Origin of the sequence: Nocardia alba NBRC 108234, assembly GCF_001612665.1 — a bacterium.
In the GTDB taxonomy this organism is placed as follows: domain Bacteria; phylum Actinomycetota; class Actinomycetes; order Mycobacteriales; family Mycobacteriaceae; genus Nocardia; species Nocardia alba.
Window position 1 is genome coordinate 72,939 of the sequence record NZ_BDAX01000034.1, and the last position, 23,743, is coordinate 96,681.

Sequence of the window (23,743 nt, forward strand, 5' to 3'; positions counted from 1 at the left end):
TGGCCCACTACTTCTGACGCAGTGTCTTCATGACACCGAAGACCACCGTCATCGTCTTGGCCCACATCTGCTCGGACATGCCGGGCAGCGGGGCGATCGGCAGCAGCCGCTGCACCGCGATGGTCTGGGTGTCGATGTACTTCAGCAGGCCTTCGGGCCCGTGGCGACGCCCCTGACCGGAGATGCCGAGACCACCCGAGGGCGCGTCGACGCTGCCCCAGGCGGCGCTGAAGCCCTCGTTCACATTCACCGAACCGGCCTTGATCCGGGCGGCGATCTCCTTGCCCCGGTTCGCGTCCCGGCTCCACACACTGGCGTTGAGGCCGTAGGCGGTATCGTTGGCCGCCTCGACGGCGGCATCGTCGGAGGCCACCTTGTACACCGAGACGACCGGGCCGAAGGTCTCCTCGCGGTAGACCGTCATGCCGGGCGCCACGTCGGCGAGCACTGTGGGCTCGTAGAAGTACGGGCCCAGATCGGGGCGGGCACGGCCACCGGCGAGTACCTTGGCGCCCTTGGCGACCGCGTCGTCGACGTGCCCGCTGACGGTGTCGAGCTGGCGCTGGAAGGTCAGCGAACCCATGTCCCGGCTGTAGTCGAGTTCCCCGCCGAGCGACATGTTCTTGACGTTGCCGACGAATTCCGCGACGAACTGGTCGTAGACCGTGGCGTCGACGTAGATGCGTTCCATCGACTCGCACAGCTGACCGGCCGACGAGAAGCACGCGCGCACAGCCAGTTTCGCGGCCTTGGAGACGTCGGCGTCGGCCAGCACGAGCAGCGGGTTCTTGCCACCGAGCTCGAGGGAGTAGCCGATCAGGCGCTCACCGGCCTGCTGGGCGATGGTCCGGCCGGTGGCGCTGGAACCGGTGTAGTCGACGTAGTCGGCGCGCGCGATCACCTCGCCACCGATCTCGCGGCCGCGGCCGAGCACCGCCTGCCACAGACCCCGCGGCAGCCCGGCCCGCTCGGCGGCGTCGATGGCCCACAGGGCGGTGAGCGCCGTCTGGTTGTCGGGGCGCGCGATGACCGCGTTGCCCGCGAGCAGGGCGGGCAGCGCGTCGGAGGCCGCCAGGGCCAGGGGGTAGTTCCACGGCGAGATGACCGCGACGACGCCCTTGGGACGGTGGCGCACCTCGACCGAGGTGAGCACCGGCAGCACGCCGCGCGGCTTGCGGTCGGCGAGCAGCTTGGGTGCGACGGTGGCGTAGTAGCGCGCGTTGAGCGCCACGTCGGCGATCTCGTCGAAGGCGTGCGGACGGGACTTGCCGGTCTCGGTCTGCACGATGTCGAGGATGGTGTCCTGCTCGGCGAGCACGATGTCGTGGAAGCGGCGCACGATCTCGGCGCGCTGCTTCACCCCGACCTTGGCCCAGTCGCGCTGCGCGTGCCGGGCGACGGCGAAGGCACGCTCGATGTCGGCGACCGAGGACTGCGGCAGGTCGCCGATCTTGTGGCCGGTCGCCGGGGCGAAGACCGCGACCGACGGCGCGCCGCCGGCGACGCCGCGATCGAACAGGGGCTTGACCAACGCGGTGGGCAGCGCGGTGGGTTCGGCGGTCAGCTCGGGGGCTGTCGTCATTGTCGGCCCTTCTCCTCAACAGGATGGATCGCGCGGAACGGACCACGCACGTTCAGATTATTTACTGAACACTAGTGTTAGATTAATGCTGACGCCCGGGTTCGTGTCAAGCTTTCCCGGTGCGATCACCGACGGTGCGGGAGGTGCGATGACCGAGGAATCGACGGCGGTCCGTCGTGGACGCCCGCCGCAGACCCAGGAGCAAGCCGAGGAGGTCAGGGCCAGGATCGTCGAGGCGACCGCCGCGGTGTTCGCCCGCACCGGCTCGCGCGGGTTGAGCGTCGCCCAGATCATCGAAGAGGCCGGGCTGGCCAGGCCCACGTTCTACCGCTATTTCGGCAATGCGTCCGAGCCGCTGCACGCGGTTCTCGACGCATCCAACGACGGGCTCGTCGGCGGCATCCGCGAGGCGCTCGCGGGCACCGACGAACCGGTCCAGCTGGGCATCCGGCTGATCGACGCGTACGTGGACTGGGCGCGCGGGCACGGCCCGATGCTGCGGCCCCTGTTCGCCGAGCTGCACGATCCCGGCTCGGTCGTCTCGGGCTATCGCGAACGCGCACTCGACGACATTCGCGACCTGGTGCGCAAAACCTTCGGCGAACTCGGACGCCCGATCCCCGCGCCACTGGACCTGGACGCGGCGCTGCACGTGTGCGAGTACATCGTCTACCGGCTCAGCGCGGGCAGCGAGCCGGGCAGCGATCCCGATCCGGCGCTGGCGTCCGAGGCCAGGGTGACCATGATCCGCGTCCTGCTGGTCACCCTCGGCACCCGCGACGATCTCGCCTACGCGATGGAACTACCCGGCCTGTTCGCCGACCCGTAGCGATTCGCGAGTCCACACAGAATCTCCACATGTGGCGCCGCAACCCTCCACACCCGCTCGCTAGGGTTCCCACCATGGACAACAGTGGGGGCGGAACAGGACCGGCGGCCCGCCGGATCCTGGTGGTCGACGACGAGGTGACGATCGCCGAGTCCGTGGCCGCGCGGTTGCGGGCCGAAGGGTTCACCGTCGACCTGGCACACGACGGTCCCGCCGCGGTGGCGGCGGCGCTGGCGACCGAACCCGATCTGGTGGTTCTCGACGTCATGTTGCCCGGGTTCGACGGGCTGGAGGTGTGCCGTCGGATCCAAGCCGAGCGCCACATACCGGTCCTCATGCTCACCGCGCGCACCGACGAGACAGACCAGCTCGTCGGGCTCGGCGTCGGCGCCGACGACTATCTCACCAAGCCGTTCTCGATGCGGGTGCTCGCCGCGCGGGTGCACGCGCTGTTGCGGCGGGTGGATCGGGCCGCCGAGCGTGGGGACTCCAGCATCGTCGTCGGTGATCTGCGGATAGATCTCGCCGAGCGGCGGGTGTGGCGGGGTGACACCGAAGCACGGCTCACCCCACTGGAATTCGACCTGCTGACCCGGCTCGCACAACGTCCGAGGGCGGTGCTGGCCAGGGAGCGCCTGCTCGAGGACATCTGGGACTGGTCCGACGCGGCGGGCACGCGCGCGGTGGATTCGCATGTGAAAGCGTTGCGGCGCAAGCTCGGCGCCGATCTCATCCGCACCGTGCACGGTGTCGGGTACGCCTTGGACGCCCGATGACGGCCCCCGACCGCTCGACGGAGTGGATGGATCGAATCGCCGATGTGCTGCCGCGGCCGTTGGACCGGCTGCGGTCGATCAAGCTCAAGCTGGCCGTCTTGATGTTGTGTTCGGGCGGTGTGGCATTCGGGTACTTCCGGCTGAAGATCGGCTGGCTGCCGCCGCGTACCACAGTGGCCGCGTTCGGGATCGCGTTGCTCACCTCGCAGTTCCTGGCCCACGGCATCACCCGGCCACTGCGCGAGATGACGGCGGCGGCGCGACGAATGGCCCACGGCGACTACAGCTTCCGGGTGCGGGCGTCCTCGCGCGACGAAGTGGGTCAGCTCGCGACCGCCTTCAATCAGATGGCCGCCGACCTGGCGGCTGCCGACCGGCAGCGCCGTGACCTGATCGCCAATGTGTCCCACGAGCTGCGCACGCCGGTGACCGCGCTGCACGCCGTGCTGGAGAACCTGGTCGACGGGGTGAGCGAGCCCGACCCGGCGACGCTGCGCACCGCGCTGGCCCAGACCGAACGGCTCGGCCTGCTCGTCTCGGAACTGCTCGACCTGTCCAGCATCGAAGCGGGCGCCTTCACCCTCGATCGCGAAAACCTCCCGCTGGCACCGCTGTTGGCGGAGGTGATCGCCGAGGCCGAGGTGATGACCGCCGCGCTCGGTCGCGGTGTCCGGTTCACCACCTCGATCGAATCCGCCACCGCGACCGTGTTCGCCGACCGGGCCCGCCTGCACCAGGTGCTGTTCAACCTGGTCGACAACGCCGCCAGGCACGGCCCCTCCGGGGGCGAGGTCCGCATCTCGGCGGCGGCCCGCCCCGAGGGGACCGTGCTCGAGATCCAGGACGACGGCCCCGGCATCCCGGAATCCGAACGCGCCACCGTCTTCGACCGTTTCACCCGTGGTGGCCGCACCGACGGCGGCGGCACGGGTCTGGGCCTGGCCATCGCCCGCTGGGTGATCGACCTGCACGGCGGCACCATCGCCGTCGCCGACCCCGGCTCTCGCATGCGGGTCGTGCTCCCCCCGAACTGATCCACCGACCGACTCACCCTCCCGGCCCCTTCGGTGCCGGGACGACTCCGCACACCTCCAGGAGGGGAAACCCATGTCCGACAAGCCGACACCCGAGCCACCGACGCCGGACCCAGACGCTGCCGAGAGCCGGGACTCCGCCACACCGGCCACCACCGATCCGAGTGGTACAGCGACCGGTTCGCCTATCGCCGCCGCCGTCGCGAGCGAGCCTGCGACGGGTGACACCGCCACGGAATCCGGTACCGCGGAACCCGGCGCCCGCTCGGCGAACGCGGTAGCAACGACGATCGAGTCCGACTTCGGCGGCGCGGGCGCGAGCGAGCCCGGGGTGGGCGGTGGCGCGTCAGGTGCCCGGTCGACCGCGGTGCTCACCGAGACCGCACCCGAGACGACATCGTCTGCCACGCAGGGCTCGGCCGACTCGGCGCCGTTCGCCGCTTTGCTCACCGCGAGCCGCGCCGCCGCCGACTCCGGGCCCGGCGACTCGCGACCGGCCGCCTGGAGCGTGCCGCCGCCCATCCCACGTGTCCCCCCGAACTGGCAGCGGGTGGCGCGCCCACCCGGCGTCCTCCCGGCCGCGGCCATCGCCGGAATCGTCGGCGCCACGGTGATCCCGCTCGACCGTCCCGGCATCGGCTGGCTGATCGCGGGCGCCGCCGTCACCGCGACGTTGTGCGTGGTCGACCATCGGGCCCGTTCGCGGAGTACCTCAGCGCGGAGCGCACCGGCCTCCGGGTCGGCGGGCGACCTCGACAAAGGTTCCACGACAGCGTCCACCACCGTCGACGCCGCCGAACCCGCGCAACCGAAGGCCACGCCCGCCGACACGGGTTCGACGGCGAAGACACCGGTGGGCGCCGGCCTGCGCGCCGACGCGACCGCCGGCAAGACGCCGCCGAACAAGGCTGTTTTCCCCGCTGTTTCGTTCGGCGACCGGGCCTGGTGGGCGGCAGCGGCGATCGTGCTGCTGGGGGTCGGGACGGTTCGGGCGGCGGAATGGCTGTTCGCGCTGTGTGTGATCGCGGCGTGTGTCGCCGGGTCGTTGGCGGTGTCGGGACGACGGACGGTGCGAGGCACCGCACACGACCTGTTCGCGGTGCCGTTGGCGGCGTTCGGGGCGGTGCCGTGGGCATTCTCGGGGTTGCGCGAGTCGCGGTCGGTGGGGACTGCGAGCGTCAGTCGATACGGGATCTCCGTGGCGGCGACAGCGGTGTTGCTGGTGGTGTTCGTGCCGCTGCTCGGTGGGGCCGACGCGACCTTCGCGCGGTTGTTGAACGGGCTCGTTCCGACCGTGGACGGTCCGGCGGCGTGGCGGTGGACCTTCCTGTTCGTGGTCGTCGCGGTGGGCGTGCTGGGGGCGCTGTATCTGCTCGCCGGGCCTCCCGCGGGTGCGGCGGATTCGGCTCGGCCGCAACGACTGTGGGCGCGCGGTGAGTGGATGTTGCCGGTCGGGGCGCTGACCGTGTTGTTCGCGGTGTTCCTCGGCGCGCAGTTCGTCGCGCTGTTCGGTGGCGACGACTACGTGCAGCGCACCGCCGGGCTGACCTACGCCGAATACGCGCGCAGCGGGTTCTGGCAGCTGTCGGCGGTGAGCATTCTGACGCTGGCCGTGATCCTCGCGGTGCTGCACTGGTCGGCACAGGACACCGCTGCCGACCGCCGGTGGCTCCGCGTGCTGCTGAGCGTGGTGAGCGTGCTGGCGCTGGTCATCGTGTGCTCGGCGCTGGGCCGGATGTGGACCTACCAGCAGGCCTACGGATTCACCGTGCTGCGTCTGCTGGTCACCACCTGTGAGCTCTGGGTGGGCCTGGTATACCTGCTCGTGCTGCTCGCCATCGCACGGCTGCGCTGGAGCTGGGTGCCGCGCGCCGCGATCGGCACCGCGCTGGGCACTCTCATCGCCCTGGCGCTGATCAACCCGGAACACCTTGTCGCCGAACGGAATATCGACCGGTGGCACACCAGCGGCCGCCTGGACGCGACCTATCTCAACGATCTGTCCACCGACATCCTGCCCGCCCTCGACCCGCTGCCCGCGCACCTGCGGACCCAGATCGAAACCCCCATCCTCGACGACCTCGACGACGACCACTGGTGGTCGTGGAACTTCTCGCGCAGCTCGGCCCGTTGATCCCGCGCGCGCCTCGCTCACCACGAGCGAGGCGCGCGTCACTTCTCTTGCGGCGCACCGGTTCTGGACAGGCCGCTGGCGCGCAGGACCCGGCGGCCGATCGCGGCGCGGATGGAGTCCTCGGTGCCGATGACGCGGACGTGGGTGCGCGCCCTGGTGATGGCCGTGTAGAGCAGTTCCCTGGTGAGCAGGGTGGATTCGGGTTCGGGCAGGACCACCGACACCGTGTCGTACTGGCTGCCCTGACTGCGATGGATGGTCATGGCGAACACCGTGACCACCGCCGGGAATTGCGTCGGGTGGACCAGATAGGGCTCGCTGCCGCGCTGCAGGGCCGCGCGCAGGGAGCCGTCGGGGCGACGGATGATGACGCCGGTGTCACCGTTGTAGATGCGGGCCTCGTGGTCGTTGGCGGTGACCAGCAGCGGCTGACCGGGGTACCAGACCGCTTGCGGCCCTTCGGGTCCCGCGCCGCCCGCGGCAGCCCATTCGGCGGCCATCCGGTCCCAGCGTTCCACACCGAAGGGCCCCTGCCGGTGGGCACAGAGCAGGCGATGCGACTCGAGCGCGGTCAGTGCGCCGATCGCGTCGCCTGCCTCGGCGGCGGCGGTGACAGCGAGGGCACCGGCCGTGACGTCGGCCCGCACCGCGCGGATGTCGTCGGGGCCGCACAGCGACACATCGTCGCCGCCCGCACGCAGGATCGCCAGCGCAGCATCGGCATCGCCCGCACGCACGGCGATCGCGAGATCGGCGATGTGACCGCCGAATCGCCGCCCCCTGGTCAACCGGACGATCCCGCCCTGCAAGCGCCGCTGCTCGAGCGCCGTCAGCGAATGCGCCTGCGCCACTGCCGGATTCACCGATGATCCCGGCGAGGTTCCGGGCAGCTCGGGCACCGGAGCAGCCGAGTCCCTGCCGACGCGGTCAGCGCCGACATCCGATTCTCGGGTGTGACCGCCTTCGCCCGGCGTCGCAGCGCCTGCCGTGTCACCGAGCACGGACGGGCTCGACCGCCGACCGTCGGCCGCGAGGCCGAGCACCTCGCGAAGCGCCGGGTTGGGCGCGCCGCTGATCGGTCCGGCGACGAGATCGGCCAGCACCGCGCCCGCGTCGACCGAGGCGAGCTGGTCGGGGTCGCCGACGAGCACGAGGCGAGTGTCGGGGCGCAGGGCGGAGAACAGGTGGCTCATCATCGTCAGCGACACCATCGAGGTCTCGTCGACCACGACCACGTCGTAGGGCAGACGGTTGTGCTCGTGGTGGCGGAATCGGGTGGTGCGACCGCGTTGCCAGCCCAGCAGGCGGTGCAGGGTCGAGGCGGTGAGTTCGGGCAGGCCGAGAACCGCGGCTTGTTCGCGCACCGCTTCCTGCAGGCGCGCGGCGGCTTTGCCGGTGGGGGCGGCCAGCGCGATACGCAGGGCCGGCAACTTGGGCGAGGCGGCGCGATGGGCGGTGAGCAGGGCCAGGATACGGGCGATGGTGTGGGTTTTGCCGGTGCCGGGGCCACCGGCGACGACCGTGGTCCAGTGGGTCGCGGCGAGGGCGGCGGCCAGGCGCTGCCGGTCGGGGCCGTCGCCGAGCGGTTCGGCGAAGAGCCGATCCAGTTGTGCGCGAACGAGTTCGGTCTCGACGACGGGATGGTCGGCGCTGCGTTCGGTGAGCACTCGGCGCAGGGTTTGCTCCTGCTGGTAGTACCGGTCCAGGTAGAGCAGCGCGCCACCCTCGGCGTCGGCTTCGACGATGCGCAGCGGACGCAGCGGACCGGACTGCCCACCGCGGATCAACGGACTGCGGCGCAGGGCCGCGAGCACCCGATCGGTGTCGGGCCACGGCAACGTCGCGGGATCGATTCCCGTTGCGCCGTCACGGGTTTCGTCGGCATCGACACCGATCTCGCGCATCCGGGCCAACTCGAGACACACCGATCCCGAGCGCACCGCGCGCACCGTCAGTGCCGCGGCGAACAGCACATCCTCGCTGTCCTCGCGCCCCATCCGGCCCAACCGCACCGCCACGTGCACATCCGCCGCGGACAGGACCCCCGCCTCATTGAATACCCGCAGCAGGCCGGTCCCCCGCTGGGCCACCTGGATCGACGTCACGACTGTCCCGCCAGTAGCTCCGACAGCGCGACGACGAGTTCCGCGCGCGGATGCCAGTCGAAGACACCGTGCCCCGGTGGGGTCGCCGCGCCGATCATGCCGCGCACGAACAGATACCTGGCGCCGCCGAGATGGCGGGCGGGGTCGTACCCGGGCAGTCGCCAGCGCAGATACCGGTGTAGCGCCACGGCATAGAGCAGCGCTTGCAACGGATAGTGCGAGCGGATCATCTCCGCGACCATGTGGTCGCGACGATAGTGCTCGACGGTGAGGTCGCCGGTGCCGAGCCGGTTGGTCTTGTAGTCGACGATGAGATAGCGGAGCTCGCCCGTGGCATCGGGCACCCGCAGCACCGCGTCGATACTGCCGGTGAGAAAGCCGCGCAGCACCGTATCGGGCAGGGCGGCGACATGATCGGCGTAGCAGGCCAGGTCGTCGTCGGCGGGCAGGTGGGTGCGCAGCAGGGCGGCGACGGCGTGCATTCCGGCCGAGCGCGGGCCGGGCGAATCGCCCCCGCCCAGCGGCAGCTCGAATTCCAGTTCGTTGAGCCGGTCCCGGGTCGCGATCGCGGCCAGGGACCCGAAATCGGCTGGGGTACGCAGAACTTCGAGCAGCGCGTGCGAGAGCAGGTCGACGTCGAGTTCGGCCATCGTGTGCTCGACCGCCTCGACACAGCGCCGGTGGACCTCGGCGGCGAGATCGGGCACCGAGGTGTCGACGGTTTCGAGGACACCGTGGACCAGGGTCCCGAACTCGGCGCCGTAGGGCAGCTCGTTCATCAACGACGGGGCGCCCGCGCCGCCGGTGCCCGCGTCGATGGGAGCCTCGGTCGGCTCGTCGTCCGGGCCTGGACCGTCCTCGGGTTCGGCGTCGGCCACGCCCCACGCGTCATGCGCGCCGGCGGTGAGCGCCGAATACGAGGTGCGCCGCCACTGCTGGTCGAGCGCGCGCGTGAACCCCGCGGCCGCCAGCTCCCCGGTCGGCGACTCGGTGCGCACCCGCCGGGGCGCCACATCCTCGGGGCGGTCGACCACGGTCACCGAGATCACCTCCGACGCGGCGGCTGCCCACTCGCAAATGCGTTGCGCCGCAGCGGTATCGGCGGGAATCTCGGCCCGGCGCGGTACCTGCGCCGATCCCGTCCGCCTGCCCAGCATCATCCGGTGCAGCGGCGCGGCGCCGGTGGTCACCGCGGGCGCCCACCACGCGACGACCTGGCACATGGCCCGGGTCAGCGCCACGTACAGCAGCCGCAGCTCCTCCCCCGATTCCTCGGCCTCGCAACGCAACTGGCGTTCGCCGTAGCCGGGGGCCTCCTTGCCGCCGATATCGAGCACCCTGGCGCCGTCCTCGTCGTGGAACAGCAGCGTCGCCGGATACGGATTCTTGGCGCTGTCCCAGGTGAAAGGCAAGTAGACGATCGGGAATTCGAGACCTTTGCTGGCGTGCACGGTGGCGATCTGCACCGCCGCCGCGTCGCGATCGAGTCGGCGACTGCGACCGCTGACACTGCCCGCCTCCGGCTCGCGCACGCGGTCGGCCAGCCAGCGGGTGAGCGCGGTCAGGCCGAGCCCTTCCGCCAGCGCGACCTCGTCGAGCAGCTGCGCGAGATGGCGCAGATCGGTGAGTTCGCGTTCACCGTTCTCGACCGCCAGCAGGCGGGGCGCGAGGTCTGCCTCGGTGGCGAGCTTGTCGAACACGGCGGCGAATCCGGCGCGCGCGAACAAGCGTGCCGCGTCGCGCAATTGGGTGGAGACCCGGCCGACGAGATCCGCACCGCCCGAGTCGATCTCGGCGGCGGTCACGCCCAGGATCGGGGTGCACGCGGCCAGCCGTACCCGGTCGCCGCGATGGGGTTGCTCCAGCGCCCGCAACACCCAGAGCCAATCGGTCGCGGCGACGGTCGCGAAGACACTGGTGCCACCGGCGAGGACGGAGGCGACCCCGACCCGGTCCAAGGCGGCGCGCACCACATCGATCTGCGAGCGGGTGCGCACCAGTACCGCGATATCGCCTGGTCCGATCGGCCTGCGCACCAGTCCGTCGCCGCCATCGGGCGATGAATGATCCTCGCCGCGAACAGGTTTGGCGTCGATGGTCGTGCCGGATTCGAGCAGGGTGACGAGATCGGCGGCCAGGTCGTCGGCAACCTTGACCCGCTGCCTGCCCACCGACGGGAACCCCGATCGATTGCGCGGGCCCGCCCCGGTCCGTGGCAGCACCCGCAGTCGCAGCGGGCTGATCACGTCCGGTTCACCGTGCAGCCGGGTGGACGGCCGGGTCGGCGTGACCGGGTAGACACTGATCTCGGGGTGACCCAGTTCCGCCCCGCCACACAGGTGGTCGATGGCACGCAGCAGTCCGGCGTCGCTGCGCCAGTTGTGGGTGAGCTCGCTGCGTCGATCGGCCAGTGCGACGGCGTCGAGGTAGCTGAGCACCTCGGCGCCACGGAAGGCGTAGATGGCCTGTTTCGGGTCGCCGACCAGGACCAGGGTGGCGTGCTGATGGAAGGCCAGGCGCAGGATGTCCCACTGCAACGGGTCGGTGTCCTGGAACTCGTCGACCAACGCCACCCGGTAGCGCTGCCGGATCCGGGCACGGGCGCGCGGTCCGTGTTCGGGGTCGGCCAGCACCTCGTGCAGCAACACCAGCAGATCGTCGAAATCGCGCAGTCCCGCACGGCGTTTGCGGCGTTGCGTCTCGGCGCGCACCGCACTCGCGAAGGCGACCCGCTCGCCCGCCGCACCGTCGGTGCGCGGCGCGAGGTCGGCGTGGCGGTCGTGGACCGCGGCCAGCGCCATGATGTGCGCGTCGCGCACGGTGAACGGGGCGCGATCGCGGGCGTAGCGGGCCAGATACAGGTCGTCGGCGACGGTGCCGACGAGTTCGTCCACCGATTCGACCAGCCGGGCTCCGGGATCGTGTTCCCCGGCCAGGCCGAGTTCGTCGAGCATCCGCTGGCAGAACGAGTGGGTGGTGGCGATGGTGCCCGCGTCGAAATCGGCCAGGGCGGTGAGCAATCGACGCCGGCGCGCGCGCACGGTGGCGGGGTCGGTGTCGGCCAATGCCCGAACGAGCTCGTCCGGGTGGCGCCGTGCCGCATCGGGCCCGGCGAGCGCGGTCGCCACCGTGACGAAACGGTCCCTGGTGCGCTCACGCAACTCCTGGGTGGCGGCGCGGCTGAACGTGACGAGGAGCAATTCGGTGATCGAGATGCCCGCCTCGGCGACGTAGCGGACCGCGAGCCCCACGATCGCGTGCGTTTTCCCGGTGCCCGCGCTGGCCTCCAGCACCGTGGTGCCCTGGGGCAGCGGACCGGTGGCGTCGAAGGCGGTCGGCGCCGCGACGGTCCCCGTCACGGCTGTCCCTGACTCTCGGCGGCCAGCAGCGGCGCCCACCAGCGGCGCGCGAGAGCGCCGAAGTGGGTACTCTCCGGCTCACCCGCACGGCTGGATTCGGTGGTCAGACCGGCGAATCGGGGTGCGCGGCCCCAGACATAGCGCAGGTAGCGGTCGGTGTGGTCGCCGAATTTGTCCGGCCCGTTGGGGCCGCCGTCGAAAGCGTGTTCGGCAGCGAGCAGGGCGTCGGCGATGCTGTCGCCGCGGAAGCGGCGCTCGGCGTAGGCCGCGGTGGCCGCGGGCGCGCAGGGCAGCGGTTCGCACAGTCCTCGGTCGCGCAACCGGACCAGGTCGCGCAGGATCTCCAGCGCGGCAGGCGCTTCCGGTGCGGTGATCACCGACCTGGCCACCGGTCTGCTCCGGAATTGGCCTCGCCCCGTGCTGATCGCCTGCCACGACCGGTCCTCGGTGGCGGCGAGGGCGAGCAACGACACCCAGGACGCGAGCCGGTGTTTCGGCGCGAGCCGCGAGAAGGTGGTGCGCACCAGCGTTTCCCCGCGCACCTCGGGCACGGTGCCCGCCAGGGTGCGGCCGTTACCGAGGTCGATGGCGATGTCGACGGCGCGCGCCTGTGCCTCGTAGTCGGGCAGCGCGGTGCGCACGAGCGTGTCGACGGTGCCCTCCACCTCGTCGAGCACCCTGGCGCCGAAACCGAAGGGCGGCAGGGTTCCCCGACGCCATTCGGCGGCGCGCAGCCCGGCCGGGTCCGCGCCGGTGAGGCGGGCCGTCAGCATGCGTTCGCCGAGGTCCCATTTGGCCAGGCCGTCGAGTTCGATCGGGAGTTGATCGGCGATGTCCTCGGACTCCTCCGGCACCCGCAGGCCGAGCCGCTGCCACAGGAACGCGCGCACCGGGTGCTCGGCGAACGAGATCAGTTCCGCCAGCGCGACATCGGCGACGGCAGCGGTCGGCAGCGGCGCGGCGAGCAGCGGTGAACGCGGCCGGGACGGGCGCGCGGCGGCACGGGCGCCTGCCAAGGCGACGGCGTCGAAACTGCGTGGCCGCTCGGGGGCGAAGTTGCGGCGATCGAAGGCCTGCAGGGGGTGGCGGACGTGGACGGCGTCCATGACCGCCGGACCGACGTGGGTGGCGAGTACGTCGAGCAGCTCGGCGACGGGCACGGCGGGCGGGCGGGCGGCGCCGGTGACCGGGTCCGCGCCGGTGTGCAGGACCAGCAGCGTGTCCCCCGCCGCCATGATGGCGTCGAGCAGGAGTTGACGGTCTTCGCTGCGCGCATCCCGTTCGCCGACCAGCGGGTCGCGGGCCAGCAGATCGTCACCGTCGACGCTGCCGGGCCGTGGGAACACATCGTCATCGAGGCCGAGCAGCACCACCACCCGGTGCGGCACCGAACGCATCGGCACGAGCGTGCACACGGTGAGTTCGCCGGTGCGGAAGTTCGCCCGGCCGGGGCCACCCGCCAGGCGGCTGGTCAGCAGGACCGCCACGTCGGCCAGGCGCAGCGGGATGGCCCCAGCGTGTTCGGTGGCGGCGACGATCTCGCGACGCGCTTCGGTCCGGATCCAGGCGTGTACGTCGGGCACGTCGGTGAGCAGTTCGACGCACCGCAGCAGCACCGCGGTCCATTCGGCGGCGGGGCGCGGGCCGCGCAGGTCGCGCAGGCAGACCGCGAGTCGGTCGACGAACTCGGCGAAGCGGCCGGCGAGGTCGACATCGTTGGAGTCGACATCGTCGAGCGGCAACGCGAGATCGAGCCAGTCGTCGCCGGATTCGTCGGCGGTGACACCGAGCAGGATGCGGTCGACCGCGGCGTTGAGGGTGTTCTGGGCGAAATCGGCGAGGCCGAACGCCTCGCGCTGGCGCTGTCCGATCCCCCATCGCGCACCCGACTCGGCCGCCCACTCGCGCAGCCGTTCGATATCGTCGTCGTCGAAACCGCAACGACGGCGGACGGTTTCGCTCGCCGCCAGGTCGAGCACCTGCGTCACGGTGACGCGACCGTCGGCCAGTTCGAGCAGTTCGATCACCACCGCCAGCATCGGGTTGGTGACCGCCCGCCCGCGATCGGCGAGCCGCACCCGCAGCTGATGCGCCGGGTGCTCACCCTCGACCGGTAGGTCGACCCCGGATCCGCGCTGCCCGAACGCCGCCCGCACCAGCGGCGCGAAGGCCTCCACGTCCGGGCACATGATCAGCACATCGCGTGGCTCGAGCGTCGGATCCGCCGCGAACGTGCGCAGCAGCAGATCCCGCAGTACTTCGACCTGGCGCGCCGGGCCGTGACACGCGTGGACCTCGACGCTTCCGTCCGGCACCGCGCCCACCTCGGGGGCCCGGTCCGTGCGGACAGCGCTCTGCACAGCGCCGAGCAGGGTGGGTGCTGTCGTGTCGTCGCCGAGGTGAATATCGCTGTCCAACAAGGGGATCAGACGCTGCTCCAGTTCCCGCACATCCCTGGCCAGCCCCGCGAGCAAAGGGTGCGAAACGAGCTGCGCGGTGTGGTCGTCCGCGCGTGGGCGAACGGGGTCGTCGTTCGCCCGGCGGTCGGCGCAGACCGGACCGCTCCGCACGTCCGGCGCGCTGTCGCCCCCGGTGACCAGTGCGTCGCCCTCGCCCCCGGTTCCCCGTTCAGCGCCCCCGCTCCCGGTTTCCCGTTCAGCGCCCCCGCCCGAGGTTTCCTGTGCAGCACCCTCGCCCCCGGTGACTCGTGCGGCGAGGCGACTGTCACCGGGTGCTGACACTTCGGTCGACTCGCCGCCGACGGCTACCCGACCGAGCGCGGCCCACATCGCCGGGCTCGGGTGCGCCGACCAGAGGTGGACGTCGCGGTGAGCGGCGAGCGCGTGGATGACGGCCAACTGGTCGGCGGGTAGCCGGGTGAGCCCGAACAGGGAGAGCCGGTCGGGCAGGTCGATCGAGGCGGGTTCGGCGCGCAGGCGGGCGCAGGCGTCGGCGAGCCGTTCGGCGGGGCTCGGGGCGCCCACCGAGGTTCGCAGGGCGCGCCACAGCAGCGGTTGCCACGCGAGGTCGTCGGGCACCGGTCCGCCCGCGCCGTCGGTATCCGCGCCGACCGCCCAGTCGAGCAGGACCTGTGGACGTTGCGCGGCATAGGAGTCGAACAGGGCCGCGAGATGGGCGGCCGTGGAGTAGCGCCTGCCGAGGCGGTGCTCGGTATCGGGCAGGCCGAGATGCCGGGCGAGCACAGCCGCCCACGGCTGGTCGACGACCACGTCGATCACCCGCAGCAGCGCCCACACCAGCCGCTGACCGGTCCACGGATCGTCGGCGGGCGCGACCCCGCTCGCACCGGCGAGCACCTCGGCGACCAGCGCGGCGGGCGCGGGAAACGCGATATTCGCGGCGACACCGTCGCGGGCTGTGGCGTCGCCGACCCCGAGCACCCCCGACAGCCGTTGCGCCAACCAGCGCTCCACCCCTTTGGCCGGAACCGCCACCACTTCCGTGGCGAAGGGATCGGCGGGAATCTCGCCCAGCAGTCGCCCGAGTCCATCGGCCAGCGCGTCGGCGCGTTCGGCGCGATGGAGGTGCAACGGCATCCGTTGTTTATACGCCCAGCGACCGATCCGCAATCGCGCGGCCCCGCGACCACCACTGCACCGGGTTAGTGAAATACGCCACACCGCAAGATGTCCCGGCCACGCCTGCGGCGCCCTCGACACCGAGCGTGGGATCGTGGCGGTTCGGGTGGGACAGTACGGCCGCGGGCGAAAGGCTGGTTTCGTTTCATGATCGCGCAGGTGTTAGCCCTGGTTCCCGGTGGCGGCTTCATCGTCCGTCGCGTCGGCGCACGCTGGGAGCTGATCAATTCCCGCCGTTACGGGCCTGATCAGGTGCTGCATTCGTGGCCGCTGGACCGGCACGGCGAAGCGTTCGAGCACTGCCATCGCCTCAACGGCTGCACCATCGCCACCCCACACGCCGCGCATCACTGACCGCAATTCGACTGTGCCGCAACAACCCTGGGCCACAACCACGGTGTGTCTCGGCCGCGTTGTGACGCCAGGCGCCGGATTTTCGGGTGAAGTAGTGCATTGCGGCGTCGGGTGTGCGAGTGTGGTCCATCGTGCGTGACCGTTCTCCCTCCACCCGTGTCGTTTCCCGAGTCGCAGCAACTGCCTGCCTGCTCGCCGCCGCCGCCGTCCTCACTCCGGGCGTCCCTGTTCTCGTCGGTCCGGCTCATGCCGCGCCGCCCGCGCTGACCCAGGTATCGATACCTGGCTTCGACGCCGACCTGAGCTCCCGCATCGCGCGGGCCGACGCCTATCTAGCCGGTCGCCCCGGCGTGCTCGGCTACGTGCTGCGCGATCGCAAGACCGGCGGCGTCTACACCAACGAGCACGCCGAGAACCAGGTCTGGACCGCGTCCACGATCAAGCTGGCCATCGCCGCCGACCTGCTCAACCGGGCCCGCGTCGGCGCCATCGGCCTGTCCCCCGAAGACCGCTTCAATCTCGAAGCGATGCTGGCCACCTCCAACGACCACGCCGCCGATGTGCTGTGGCACAAGTACATCGGCTTCGACCGGATGGCCTACAACAACGCGTTCCGCGGCTACGGCATGGTCAGCCTGATCCCGCAGCCGACCACCACCGCGCTGTTCCCGGATTGGTCGTTCCAGAAGTGCACGGCCGCCGACCTCGATCGGCTGATGAACACCATCCTCGACACCATGCATCCCGACGATCTCGCCTACCTGCTCGATCGGATGCGCTCGGTCGACTCCAACCAGCACTGGGGTGTGTGGGGTGCGGGCGCGTCGATGCGGCCCGGCCTGAAGAACGGCTGGTCGGCCGAGGCCGACGGCTGGGTGGTGAACTCGGTCGGCGTCGCGGGAGCCGGTGAGCGGTACACGCTGTCGATCATGAACGCGCTCGGTGGCGCGGGCGGGTACACCGAGGGCGCCGAGACCGACACCAAGCTGGCGCAGATTCTTCTCGCCGGTCGCTGACGCGCGCATCCCGTATCGTCGATCTTGTCGTTCGATGAGACACCGCATCACACGCCGCGATCCGGTTCTTGTTGCGACGTCACAACCGGAGCCGACTACGGTTAACCCTGTTACCACCACCGCGGGGCCCACCCCAGTCTGTCGAGGAGCGCGACGATGAGCACTGAGTCTGCCGAGAAGCGGTCTGCCGGGAAACGGCACCACGTAGTGGTGATCGGTTCCGGGTTCGGTGGTTTGTTCGGTACCCGGCATCTGCGCAGAGCCGATGTCGACGTCACGCTCATCTCCAAGACGTCGACCCACCTGTTCCAGCCGCTGCTCTACCAGGTGGCCACCGGCATCCTCTCGACCGGCGAGATCGCCCCGGCGACGCGCCTGGTGCTGCGCAAACAGAAGAACGCGCAGGTATTGCTCGGTGACGTCATCGACGTGGACCTGGCGAACAAGAAGGTCACCTCGCGACTACTCAATCGCGACACCGAGACCACCTACGACAGCCTGATCGTCGCCACCGGCGCCCAGCAGTCGTACTTCGGCAACGACCACTTCGCCACCTACGCGCCCGGGATGAAGACCATCGACGACGCGCTCGAGTTGCGCGCGCGCATCCTCGGGTCCTTCGAACAGGCGGAACTGGCGACCACCCAGGAGGAGCGCGACCGGCTGATGACGTTCATCGTGGTCGGCGCGGGCCCGACCGGGGTGGAGCTGGCCGGGCAGATCGCCGAACTCGCCGACCGCACCCTCGACGGCACCTTCCGCACCATCGATCCCCGCGACGCCCGCGTCATCCTGCTCGAAGGCGCGGGCTCGGTGCTCGGTCCGATGGGGCCCAAGCTGGGCGCCAAGGCGGCCAAGCGGCTCGAGAAGATGGGCGTGGAGATCCAGCTCAACGCCATGGTGACCGATGTCGACGCGCACGGCGTGATCGTCAAGGACGCCGACGGCAGCACCCGCCGCATCGAGGCCGTGTGCAAGGTGTGGTCGGCGGGCGTGCAGGCCAGCCCGCTGGGCAAGATGATCGCCGAGCGGTCCGACGGCACCGAGGTCGACCGGGCGGGGCGCGTCATCGTGGAGCCCGACCTCACCGTCAAGGGTCATCCGAACGTGTTCGTCGTCGGCGATCTGATGTCGGTGCCCGGCGTGCCGGGCCAGGCACAGGGCGCGATCCAGGGTTCGACGTACGCGGCCAAGGCGATCAAGGCCGGGCTGCACGGTCAGGCGCCCGAGGAACGCAAGCCGTTCAAGTACTTCAACAAGGGGTCGATGGCCACGATCTCGCGGTTCGACGCCGTCTGCCAGATCGGCAAGCTCGAGTTCAGCGGGTTCCTGGCCTGGCTCGCCTGGCTGGCGCTGCATCTGTATTACCTGGTCGGTTACCGCAGCCGGATCGTCACGGTGATCGGCTGGTTCGTGTCGTTCCTCGGCCGCAACCGCGGTCAGATGGCGGCGACCGAGCAGTGGATCTTCGCGCGGCTGGCGATCGAGGAGGTCAACGCCGATCAGGCGGAGGCCAGGGAACTCGCGGCCGATGTGGGCGCGCCGCCGGCCTCCGCCGAACCGCTCACCGCGCAACAGCGCAAGATCGGCTGACCCAGATTCCAGCGAAAGGCCGGGTGGTTCTCCCGAGCCACCCGGCCTTTTCGCGTGCCGGTCATCTTTCGGCGTACCGATCTCGCGGGATTTCGGGTGTTATCCCGGCACCAGCGCGCGCAGCCGGCTGCTCGTGCGGGTGGCGAGGGAACCACCCGCTGCCAGTGGCAGCCGAACCTCGTCCACCGTGCCCGACCACGCGGGACGGTGGTCCGGGTAGACCAGTTCGCTGTCGAGCGAGCGCGCGGCGCTGAGCCGATCGTCGGTCGAGGACCCCGCGCCGAGTTGCAGCCGGTGCCGCAGCAACGGCACCGCGCCGAGCTCGGCCAGCAGGTCACCGCGCCATCCACCGTCGTCCTCGCCGCTGCGGCCCACCTGCACCCGTTCCCGCAGCCGCAGCCGCGCATCCGGCGCTATCTGGACCGTGGTCACCACATGATGGTGCGCGCCGCCCGCCACGATCGTGGGTTCGGGATCGAAATCCAGTTCGGCGCCTTCGCCGATGTCGAAACGCCAGTGCGCGGTCGATACCACGGTGTCGGTGCCCGGTAGCGCGATCGTGGCCGCCACTGAACGCACCACCAGCCGCGCGCCGGCGCGCACGACGATGGTGATGTCGAGTTCGTCTCCGCCGAGCGGGGTCGCCGCGGTGCCGATCAGATGCACGGTGTCGGGACCGGTGTGCCGCCCGGCCAGGCCGCCGACCGCGTCGATGCGGGGCAACCGCCCCGGGGTGGCGACGATGCTCAGTTCAGTGCGCAACGCCGGTGGCCGCGTCCTGCTCGGCGGTGACCCGCAACTGCTCGCGCACCCAGGCCAGCACGGGGGTGGCCGCCGGGTCGTCGGTCAGCGAGACCAGCGCGGTGGGGCGGCCGTCGCGGACCTTGGCGGCGTCGCGTTCCATCACGCCCAGATCGGCGCCGACCAGCGGGGCGAGATCGGTCTTGTTCACCACGAGCAGGTCGGAGAAGGTGACGCCGGGGCCGCCCTTGCGCGGCACCTTGTCGCCGCCCGCCACGTCGACGACGAAGATCTGCACGTCGATCAGACCGGAGGAGAAGGTGGCCGTGAGGTTGTCGCCGCCGGATTCCACCAGGATCAGATCCAGCGGCGGGTTGGCCGCGACGAGATCGTCGATGGCGTCGAGGTTGGCGGTGATGTCGTCGCGGATGGCGGTGTGCGGGCAGCCGCCGGTCTGCACGGCGGTGATCCGCTCGTCGGGCAGCACGGCGTGGCGGCGCAGGAAGTCCGCGTCCTCGGTGGTGTAGATGTCGTTGGTCAGCACCGCGAGGGACAGTTCGTCGCGCAACTGCCTGCACAGGGCGGCGACCAGCGCGGTCTTGCCGGAGCCGACGGGGCCGCCGATCCCGATACGCAGGGCCTCGCCGGCGACGCGGGCACGCTTGGGCCGGTCGTGGCTGTGATCGTGCGGTTCGCCATCGATCAGGTGGGGAGGCATGGGGACTCCATTCTTCTCGGGATCACGTGGGGGTCAGGACGCGAACAACGGCATGTCGCGGTGCAGGTGGCGTTCGGCGAGCGCGTCCTGGAGCGGGTCGGACAGGGCGGCGAGGCCGATGGCGGCCTCGGCGGCGATCCGGTCGCACAGTGGCGCCAGGCGCAGGGTGCTCGCGGCGATGGCGGCGGGATCGAGGGCGAGCAGGCGTTGCGCGGCGGTGGCGGCACCGGTGAGCGTGGTGTACACCACGACACCCGCCAGCTGTTCGGTGCTCGCGCCGCTCGCGGCGCCGACCACGCCGAACACCGTCGACAGATGGGGGCGCGAGCCCACCGCGGCCCAATCATGGTGTGGCCACAGCTGTTTGGCCAGCCGGAGCAGCCCACGGCCTTGCGCGCGCGAGGCCGCCCGCGCGGCGGGCGACGGCGTGCGGGCGTCCGCTTCGAGCTCGGCGCGTTCGGGCGTGAGCGCCCCGCCGCACACCGCGGCCCCCAGCGATGCCGTGACCAGTCCCGAGGTGGAGATCCGGCGCCGCAGATACAGCTCCACGCTCGCGTTGTCGCGCAGCAGCCCCGACGACACGGCTTCCTCGACGCCGCCGGAATGCACGTGTCCACCGATGGGTAGGCGCGAGTCGGCCAGGGCGAGCAATGTCGCCAGGCCCGCCGCACCCTCGTTTCGCATCCGACGATCCTATGCAACAAAGCCGACCGTCCGCCCGGTGAGGCCGACCAGCGCGGCCCACCGTGGCGGCGCTCACCCCGGCCGACGGTCGCGCCCGCCGATCGGCTGATGGTCCGGGCGCACGGCGATTCAGCGAACCTCGGCGGTCGCCGTCGCGGACCGGGTCGAGCGCCAGGCCACCACGGCCATCGCGATCAGCAGCAGCGCGCCGCCCGCGGTCGCGATGTGCATTCCGGTGACGAAGGATTCGCGGGCCGCGTGGATCAGCCCCGCGTCACCGCCGGATTCCAGGAGGGTGTCGCCCAGGGTCTCGCCGAAGTCGCCGCCGGAGCGGAACACCAACGCGGCCACCGAACCGAGCAGCGCCAAACCCAGCGCGTTGCCGAGTTCGAAACTCGTTTCCGAGATCCCCACCGCCGAACCCGCCCGCTCGGCGGGCACCGCCGAGACCGCCACATCCGACACCAGGGTGAACGAGAAGCCGTACCCGATTCCCGCGATCACCGAGCCCGCGAGGTACCAGCCCAGCCCACCGTCGACCCCGACGCCGAGCAGCATCAGGTTGCCGATCGCCGACAGCATGAGCGCGAGCGTGAACGTCGCGCGCACGCCCAGCCGTAGCCCCAGCCGCGCGCCGCTCATCGAGCACACGAACACCGCGATCGCCATCGGAACGCCGAGCAGCGCGGCGGCCAGCGGGTCACGACCGGTGACCGACTGCAGGTAGACGCTGGTGAGGTAGCTCAGCGCGGCCAGTGACATCATGCCCGCCATGCTGGCCCCGATCGCCACCCGGAACAGCGGCCGGGTGAACAACGACAGATCCAGCAGCGGTTGCGCGAGCTGACGCTGCCTGCGCACGAACAGCACGAGCAGTCCGACGCCGATCATGGCGATCACCAGCGACACCGCGTCCAGGCCTTCGGCGGCGAGGTGTTTGATCCCGTAGATCAACGGCAGGATGCCGCCGATCGACAGGGCGACGCTGGGCAGATCGATCGGACCGAGGTCGACGGAGCGGTGTTCGGGCAGCAGGATCGGGCCGAAGATCAGCAGAATCGCCAGCACCGGAATGTTGATCAGGAACACCGAGCCCCACCAGAAGTGGTGCAGCAGGACACCGCCGATGATCGGCCCGACCGCCGAGCCACCGGCGAAGAACGCGGTCCAGATGCCGATCGCGGTGGCCCGTTGCCGGGTATCGGGGAACAGGGTGGAGATCAGCGCCAGGCTCGACGGCAGCAACGTCGCACCACCGATGCCCATCAGCACGCGGGCCGCGATGAGAATCGACGCGGTCGGCGCGAACGCGGCGAGCACCGAGGCGACACCGAAGATCGCGGCGCCGACGAGCAGGATATTGCGCCGGCCGATCCGGTCACCGAGGTTGCCCATGGTGATGAGCAGACCCGCGAGCATGAACCCGTAGATGTCGAGGATCCAGAGTTGTTGCGACGCGGTGGGATCCAGGTCGGCCGTGAGGGTCGGCATGGCAAGGAAGAGCACCGAGATGTCCATCGACACCAGCAGCACCGGCAGCAGCAGCACGCCCAGTCCGAGCCATGCGCGGCGTCCACCGGCGATTGCGGTGGGCACCGCCGGTTCCAGCTTCGTCATTCCGACATCCTTCCGAGATTGTGCGTACGCCGTACGCAGGGACTGGGTACAGTGTACGCATGAAGGTTGTATTACGACAGCGAGTCATGGGATGACCGAGGCGAAGCTCACCCGCACCGCGATCGTCGACGCCGCGATCTCCCTCGCCGACGCCGACGGACTCGACGCGGTGTCGATGCGCCGCATCGCCGATCGCCTCGAGGTGGGCACCATGTCGCTGTACCGGCACGTGGCGAACAAGGACGAACTCATCGCGGCCATGACCGACGAGATCGCGGCCAGGCACCCCTACCCCGATCCGGCCGGCCGCGGGTGGACGTGGCGCGACCGGGTGCGCATCGCCGCGGAGGTCGATTGGGAGCTCTACCAGCGCCATCCGTGGGTACTGCTCACCTTCGCGGTCCCCCGCTACAGCTTCGGCCCGCAGGGCCTGGCCAGCCTGGCCTGGCTGGTCGAGGGCCTGCGCGAACTCGAGGTGAGTACCCGCGAGGCCACCACGATGGGATTCTCGGTCTGGAACTACATCTCCGGCGCCAGCCTGCCGGTGGTCGGTGGCGCGTTGCTCGCCGAGAAGCGCACCGCCACCGACGACACCAATGGCCTGCGTGATCTCCTCGAAGGCAACCCCTCCTTCCCGGTGCCCCCGGCGCTGGCCGACCTCGAAGGCGCCGGGGTGAGCGAGCTGACCTCCGAGGACCTGTTGTTCCTCGGCCTCGAGGCACTCTGTGATGGTTTCGCCGCGCGGGCTGCCCGTCGCGCTTGACCTCGTGAACCCGGGCCGTTCGGCGGTACCCGGGCTATCGACCGTCCAGCGAGCGGGCGTGGGCCGCGCGATCGTCGGCGCGTCCGACGAATGTCGGGCGGCGGGGCGAGTGCCGGTGGTGAAGACTGGACCCATGACCGACGCGCAGCCGTCCGCCGATCGTCGCCTCGCCGCGCAGGCACTGGCCGCGGGCGATCCGACCGGATGGTTCGAACCGCTCTACGCCGAGGCCGCGGCGGGAACCTCGACGGTTCCGTGGGATCGCGACGTCGCCAACCCGCTGCTGGTCGATTGGCTCCGCACCGCCACCCCGTCCAGGGGGACGCGGGCCGTGGTGATCGGCTGCGGATACGGCACCGACGCCGAATTCGTTGCGTCCCAAGGCATCCGAACCACGGCTTTCGACGTGTCGCCCACCGCGATTCGCGGCGCCCGCGCCCGCTTCCCGAACTCCCCGGTCACCTACCGGGTCGCCGATCTCCTCGATCCGCCGCCGTCCTGGCTGCACGCGTTCGACCTGGTCATCGAGTCGATCACCGTCCAATCCCTGCCCTCGGACATTCGCGCCCGCGCCATCACCGGCATCCGCGACCTCCTCGCACCCGACGCGACCCTGCTCGTGATCGCCGACATCGGCACGACGCCCGGCACCACCGGCCCGCCGTGGCCGCTCACCCGCGCCGATATCGACTCGTTCACCACCCCCGACCTGGCCCTGGTCCGGGTGGAAGCCATCCCGCGTCCCGACGTCTCAGGCCTGCGCCGCTGGCGGGCCGAGTTCCACCGTCCGCCGCGAGCCGTCGACTGACGCCTGGGCCTGCCTGGCCGACCCGCGACCG

17 protein-coding genes are annotated in these 23,743 nt (G+C 70.8%); 9 read left to right on the top strand and 8 right to left on the bottom strand.

The features are described 5' to 3' along the window. Positions 1-7: 7 nt before the first annotated feature. A complete protein-coding gene (locus NA12_RS29030; RefSeq protein ID WP_067458538.1) occupies positions 8-1,582 on the bottom strand; it encodes a succinic semialdehyde dehydrogenase in 1,575 nt (524 codons plus the stop codon). Between the two features lie 148 nt (positions 1,583-1,730). Between NA12_RS29030 and NA12_RS29035 the strand changes: the two genes are divergently transcribed. The 4 genes from NA12_RS29035 (at position 1,731) to NA12_RS34470 (ending at position 6,355) form a co-directional block, all read left to right on the top strand. Continuing rightward, the gene (locus NA12_RS29035) at positions 1,731-2,411 is read left to right on the top strand and encodes a TetR/AcrR family transcriptional regulator (protein WP_067458541.1); all 681 of its coding nucleotides are present in this window, start codon (positions 1,731-1,733) and stop codon (positions 2,409-2,411) included. A gap of 74 nt (positions 2,412-2,485) precedes the next feature. Then, positions 2,486-3,187 carry a response regulator gene (locus tag NA12_RS29040; protein WP_174551143.1) on the top strand — a complete coding sequence of 234 codons (702 nt, stop codon included), beginning with the start codon at positions 2,486-2,488 and terminating at the stop codon, positions 3,185-3,187. Further along, positions 3,184-4,221 carry a HAMP domain-containing sensor histidine kinase gene (locus NA12_RS29045; protein WP_067458544.1) on the top strand — a complete coding sequence of 346 codons (1,038 nt, stop codon included), beginning with the start codon at positions 3,184-3,186 and terminating at the stop codon, positions 4,219-4,221. Before NA12_RS29040 ends, NA12_RS29045 begins: the two co-directional genes overlap by 4 nt. A gap of 73 nt (positions 4,222-4,294) precedes the next feature. Next, entirely contained in the window at positions 4,295-6,355 is a 2,061-nt protein-coding gene (locus tag NA12_RS34470; protein WP_207905634.1) for a DUF4153 domain-containing protein, read from the top strand. 38 nt (positions 6,356-6,393) lie between these two features. On the opposite strand, the gene NA12_RS29055 is transcribed toward NA12_RS34470, so the two are convergent. The 3 genes from NA12_RS29055 to recC are packed head-to-tail and all read right to left on the bottom strand — an operon-like array spanning position 6,394 to position 15,376. Further along, positions 6,394-8,460 carry an AAA family ATPase gene (locus tag NA12_RS29055; RefSeq protein ID WP_067458547.1) on the bottom strand — a complete coding sequence of 689 codons (2,067 nt, stop codon included), beginning with the start codon at positions 8,458-8,460 and terminating at the stop codon, positions 6,394-6,396. Beyond that, the gene (locus tag NA12_RS29060; protein ID WP_243654988.1) at positions 8,457-11,819 is read right to left on the bottom strand and encodes a UvrD-helicase domain-containing protein; all 3,363 of its coding nucleotides are present in this window, start codon (positions 11,817-11,819) and stop codon (positions 8,457-8,459) included. Before NA12_RS29060 ends, NA12_RS29055 begins: the two co-directional genes overlap by 4 nt. Then, on the bottom strand, positions 11,816-15,376 hold the full coding sequence (gene recC, locus NA12_RS29065) for an exodeoxyribonuclease V subunit gamma (RefSeq protein WP_067458554.1): 3,561 nt from the start codon (positions 15,374-15,376) through the stop codon (positions 11,816-11,818). The genes NA12_RS29060 and recC overlap by 4 nt, the downstream gene beginning before the upstream one ends. A 189-nt stretch (positions 15,377-15,565) precedes the next feature. Here recC and NA12_RS29070 point away from each other — a divergent pair, with 189 nt between their 5' ends. The 3 genes from NA12_RS29070 (at position 15,566) to NA12_RS29080 (ending at position 18,381) form a co-directional block, all read left to right on the top strand. Continuing rightward, a complete protein-coding gene (locus NA12_RS29070; RefSeq protein WP_067458557.1) occupies positions 15,566-15,772 on the top strand; it encodes a hypothetical protein in 207 nt (68 codons plus the stop codon). A gap of 131 nt (positions 15,773-15,903) precedes the next feature. Further along, positions 15,904-16,788, top strand: coding sequence for a serine hydrolase (locus tag NA12_RS29075; protein ID WP_243654987.1), 885 nt, complete (start codon positions 15,904-15,906; stop codon positions 16,786-16,788). A gap of 156 nt (positions 16,789-16,944) precedes the next feature. Beyond that, positions 16,945-18,381, top strand: coding sequence for an NAD(P)/FAD-dependent oxidoreductase (locus tag NA12_RS29080; protein ID WP_067458559.1), 1,437 nt, complete (start codon positions 16,945-16,947; stop codon positions 18,379-18,381). Between the two features lie 99 nt (positions 18,382-18,480). On the opposite strand, the gene NA12_RS29085 is transcribed toward NA12_RS29080, so the two are convergent. The 4 genes from NA12_RS29085 to NA12_RS29100 form a co-directional block, all read right to left on the bottom strand. Then, on the bottom strand, positions 18,481-19,143 hold the full coding sequence (locus tag NA12_RS29085; RefSeq protein ID WP_067458561.1) for an urease accessory protein UreD: 663 nt from the start codon (positions 19,141-19,143) through the stop codon (positions 18,481-18,483). After that, positions 19,133-19,840: an urease accessory protein UreG gene (ureG, locus tag NA12_RS29090; protein WP_067458563.1), complete on the bottom strand. Its 708-nt coding sequence runs from the start codon at positions 19,838-19,840 to the stop codon at positions 19,133-19,135. Before ureG ends, NA12_RS29085 begins: the two co-directional genes overlap by 11 nt. Before the next feature lie 33 nt (positions 19,841-19,873). Then, complete coding sequence (locus NA12_RS29095) at positions 19,874-20,524, bottom strand: urease accessory protein UreF (protein WP_067458566.1); 651 nt, start codon at positions 20,522-20,524, stop codon at positions 19,874-19,876. Positions 20,525-20,653: 129 nt separating this feature from the next. After that, on the bottom strand, positions 20,654-22,141 hold the full coding sequence (locus NA12_RS29100) for an MFS transporter (protein WP_067458569.1): 1,488 nt from the start codon (positions 22,139-22,141) through the stop codon (positions 20,654-20,656). A 91-nt stretch (positions 22,142-22,232) separates the two neighbouring features. Here NA12_RS29100 and NA12_RS29105 point away from each other — a divergent pair, with 91 nt between their 5' ends. Together NA12_RS29105 and NA12_RS29110 are read left to right on the top strand one after the other, a co-directional pair. Further along, positions 22,233-22,904: a TetR/AcrR family transcriptional regulator gene (locus tag NA12_RS29105; RefSeq protein WP_067458572.1), complete on the top strand. Its 672-nt coding sequence runs from the start codon at positions 22,233-22,235 to the stop codon at positions 22,902-22,904. Positions 22,905-23,037: 133 nt separating this feature from the next. Next, entirely contained in the window at positions 23,038-23,712 is a 675-nt protein-coding gene (locus tag NA12_RS29110) for a class I SAM-dependent methyltransferase (RefSeq protein WP_067458687.1), read from the top strand. Positions 23,713-23,743: the final 31 nt, after the last annotated feature.